The sequence below is a fragment of the Leucobacter faecis genome (assembly GCF_054456695.2).
This window is the reverse complement of record NZ_JBTJER020000024.1, coordinates 1-3,385: the sequence shown is the minus strand read 5'-3', so window position 1 is coordinate 3,385 and position 3,385 is coordinate 1. Positions and strand designations below refer to the sequence as shown.

Annotated in this window: 3 protein-coding genes; all 3 read right to left on the bottom strand. The window is 59.2% G+C overall.

What is annotated here, in order from left to right:
• Positions 1-89 precede the first annotated feature (89 nt).
• The 3 genes from ACXR2W_RS14090 to ACXR2W_RS14080 are packed head-to-tail and all read right to left on the bottom strand — an operon-like array spanning position 90 to position 3,249.
• Complete coding sequence (locus tag ACXR2W_RS14090; RefSeq protein ID WP_458817128.1) at positions 90-1,079, bottom strand: tyrosine-type recombinase/integrase; 990 nt, start codon at positions 1,077-1,079, stop codon at positions 90-92.
• On the bottom strand, positions 1,076-2,002 hold the full coding sequence (locus ACXR2W_RS14085; protein WP_458817126.1) for a tyrosine-type recombinase/integrase: 927 nt from the start codon (positions 2,000-2,002) through the stop codon (positions 1,076-1,078). Before ACXR2W_RS14085 ends, ACXR2W_RS14090 begins: the two co-directional genes overlap by 4 nt.
• Positions 1,999-3,249 carry a tyrosine-type recombinase/integrase gene (locus ACXR2W_RS14080; protein WP_458817122.1) on the bottom strand — a complete coding sequence of 417 codons (1,251 nt, stop codon included), beginning with the start codon at positions 3,247-3,249 and terminating at the stop codon, positions 1,999-2,001. The genes ACXR2W_RS14085 and ACXR2W_RS14080 overlap by 4 nt, the downstream gene beginning before the upstream one ends.
• Positions 3,250-3,385: the final 136 nt, after the last annotated feature.

The window sequence follows — 3,385 nt, the reverse complement described above, 5'->3', positions numbered from 1 at the left end:
GGCGCATTATGACGACCGGCGGATTATGCCGACCAGGGACACAATGAGCCCGTAAACACTGGGCTCCACGATCCCTGGGTCGGCATAATTCAGAGGCTCTCGAGAAACCCGATGAGCTTATCTGGGGCTTGATAGCGGCCAGCCCTCCCTCCAATCGGAGTGGTTCGATCGATCGCACGTTGCTTGATCGTCATATCGGCGTGGAGATAGATACTGGTCGTTTCTATGCTTTCGTGCCCGAGCCAAAGAGCGATGGTGGCGATGTCAGCCCCAGCGTGTAGCAACCTCATCGCAGCAGTGTGCCGCAAGGTGTGCGGGGTGACTGTTTTTGTTGCCAGCGAGGGACACCCGGTAACCGCTGCGTCCACATGCTTGCGTAAAAGTTTCGCAACAGCATCAGTACTCAAACGTCGATATTGCCGAGTGGGGAACACTGGGTCGACGCGAGCCCCGTCGTGTGCTTTGAACCAGACCCGTAGGACTTTCACGGTACTGGCGGTGAGCGGAGTAGCCCGGTGCTTTCGGCCTTTGCCGAGGCACACGACATGAGCTCCAACGTCAAGCTTCACGTCATCAATGGTGAGAGCAGTGAGTTCACTGACACGCAGACCGGTTTGCGCGGCGGTGGTGAGAAGGGCATGGTCTCGACGTCCGAGCCAAGTGCTCGTGTCGGGCGCCCCGATCAGGGCCGTGAGTTCCGTGTCAGTGAGCCAACTAATGAGGGCTCTGTCGTAGCGTTTCGCGGGGATCGCCAAGACTCGTTGGATGAGGGCGGCGTGTTCGGGATGCTCGAACGACGCGAATGCGTAGAACGAATGAATCGCGGCAAGCCGCGCGTTGCGGGTACGAACACTATTGCCCCTGTCTTGCTCAAGGTGAGTGAGAAAACCCACAATGGCGTCAGCATCAAGGTCAGTCAGATCAAGTTGCGCTGGTGAGACTCGGGTGTGCGTGTGGACGTGTTCGAGGAGGAGCCGGAACGTGTCGCGGTACGCCGCGATGGTATGCGAACTCACGTCACGTTGACGGGCCAGCCTGTCGGTAAAGAACTTTTGCAGAGTCGGCGCCAGCGCAGTCATTGTTGCTCTCCTTTCTCAAGCAAGTCCGCGGTCAACGCCATGAGTTCCGGAGCTGCCCGCAGATACCAGTACGTGTCGCGGGGGTTGAGGTGACCGAGGTAGGTCGATAAAGCGGGCAGTCGGGCATGCACGTTCTCGCCATCACGATGCCAACCGATGAGTGTGTTGATCGCGAAGCGGTGTCGCAGGTCATGCGGGCGGGGTCGGCAACGTGCCGAAATGGCTTCCAGGCCAGCTCGCTGACACAAACCAAGCCAAGCATGGTGGACGTTCTGGTAGAAAAGCCGCTTGCCTTGGGCCGTGACGAACAATGCGGGTGTGTGTAGGTGAGGCGCATGTAGCGCACGTTCCTCGCCATAGGCGGTGAGCGCTTCAAGGGTGCTGGAAGAGACCGGGATGAGCCTGGTCTTACCGAATTTAGTGCCCCGAATCGTCAGCGTCTGTTGCGCGGTATCAAGATCAGACCGGTCCAGGTTGATCACCTCACCAACACGCATCCCCGTTACCGCCAAGAGCCCGACGAGCGTTTCATAGGTGGCTGCCCGGAGAGGGGACGGTATGTTCCGCGCTGCGGCCATGAGCGCAGCAATATCGTCATCACTGTAGGGGTAAGGATCTGCGCGTCGGCTCAGCTGTGACAACGGAAGTATTTCAGGACCGGGGATCTCGGTAGCTGGATCGAACACGGACCACCAGCGCGCAAACCCGCGCACTGCCGCCAATCTGGACGCCCACCAGTAGGGATCTGCATCAGCTGGTGTGCAGGCCCAGGCCACTGTCACATCGACAGAGATGGTCACGAAACCCGCCTGGTCAAGATGGGCGACAAACTGTCGGAGAAATCGTTCGGTGTGTTCGAGTTTGAATCCGAGAGCACGCCGCGTTGCGAGGTACTCAGCCACGCCATCAGCTAACGCGCTCACGGCTGTCCTCCCGGCCAAGCTGGAGCCAGCAATCGAAGTTGACCGAGCACGTCATGACCGACAACCGGCCAGGACTGAGCCAACGGCTGAAGCTGGCGAAGATCAACTTTCGCGTAAATGACCGTTGTCGAGAGGTTTCGGTGTCGCAGCACTTGGCCGATCTCGAGCAAATCTGCCCCGGAATTCAGCAGCGTAGTCGCAACGGTATGCCGTAACCGGTGCGAACCAACCGGCGGTAATCCCGCACGCCTAGCAGCCACCGCGACAACACCGCCCACCCCCGCGGCACTCAACGGCCTATGCGGTGCCACCACTGTGAGAAACACTGACCGCGTGGCCACGTCGCGGGGACGCCCCTTCTCTAAATACTCAGCGATCGCTTGGCCTGCATCAACAGGCAGCGGGAGTCGCTCCATCCGATTCGCTTTCCCCGTGATCACAAGCTCGCCCGCGCGCCAGTCAATATCATCCAGCGTCAGGCGAGACACTTCCACGCGCCGTAGACCCAGCCGAATCAGCAACAGCATGACAGCTCGATCGCGTCGCGCTGAGGACCGCGTCGACTGGCATGCCGCCAACAACGCCGACACATCTGCGTCGGACAGGCCTTTCGGAAGCCCCGAATGCCGCCACCCAGCAGCCCCGAGCACCACCGGCGAAAGATCCGCCCCCAGCCGGCCAGTAACATGCAAAAACCTCAGCAACGATCTGACGTCGGTAAGCATCAAATTCGCAGACGACACTCGCATCGAACGACATTGCGCGCTCACATAAGAAGACACACAAGCCGCATCAATCAATTCCGGCGCTTCGCAGGAAGCGAGAAAGCTGCGGGCGGTTCGTATCCGCTGCGCGATCGTCGTCGCGACCAGTCCTCGTTCTTGCTCCAGGAACACCGCAAACTGGTCTAAGAGCACATCCAAAGCAGTCGGTTCCGGCGTTACCGCGAGACGCATCACTCCTTCAGCGCGCAGAAACTCAACTAGCGGAATGAGCCCCCGACGCGTCAATAGGCTTGCGTACCCAGCAGATCGGCGTGCTACCAGAAACTGGTCCAATACCTCATCGGTCAGGTCAGAAGCCACAATCGACTCAGATGACATCCACCTACTCACATGCGCCATCAGCCGTAAATGATCGGTCGCATTCAACGGCGTGTAGCCGGTTCTCACCAACACTGCCCGAAACTGGTCCGCCACGCCCTCAAGCGGGCCACGAACCCTCACAACAGAAACCCGATTCACCATTGCTTCTCCTTCACTCGAGATGAGTAAGAAGCATGACTTACAGAACCGGATTATGCCGACCGTCGAGACGCGGGAAGCTGGTGTTTACAAGGCCAATGCGCCCCGAGTCGGCATAATCCACCGGTCGTCATAATGC

Bases quoted from the DNA above. Each gene is read 5' to 3' on its own strand.
- ACXR2W_RS14090 (WP_458817128.1), bottom strand. From the start codon at position 1,079: ATGACTGCGCTGGCGCCGACTCTGCAAAAGTTCTTTACCGACAGGCTG.
- ACXR2W_RS14080 (WP_458817122.1), bottom strand. From the start codon at position 3,249: ATGGTGAATCGGGTTTCTGTTGTGAGGGTTCGTGGCCCGCTTGAGGGC.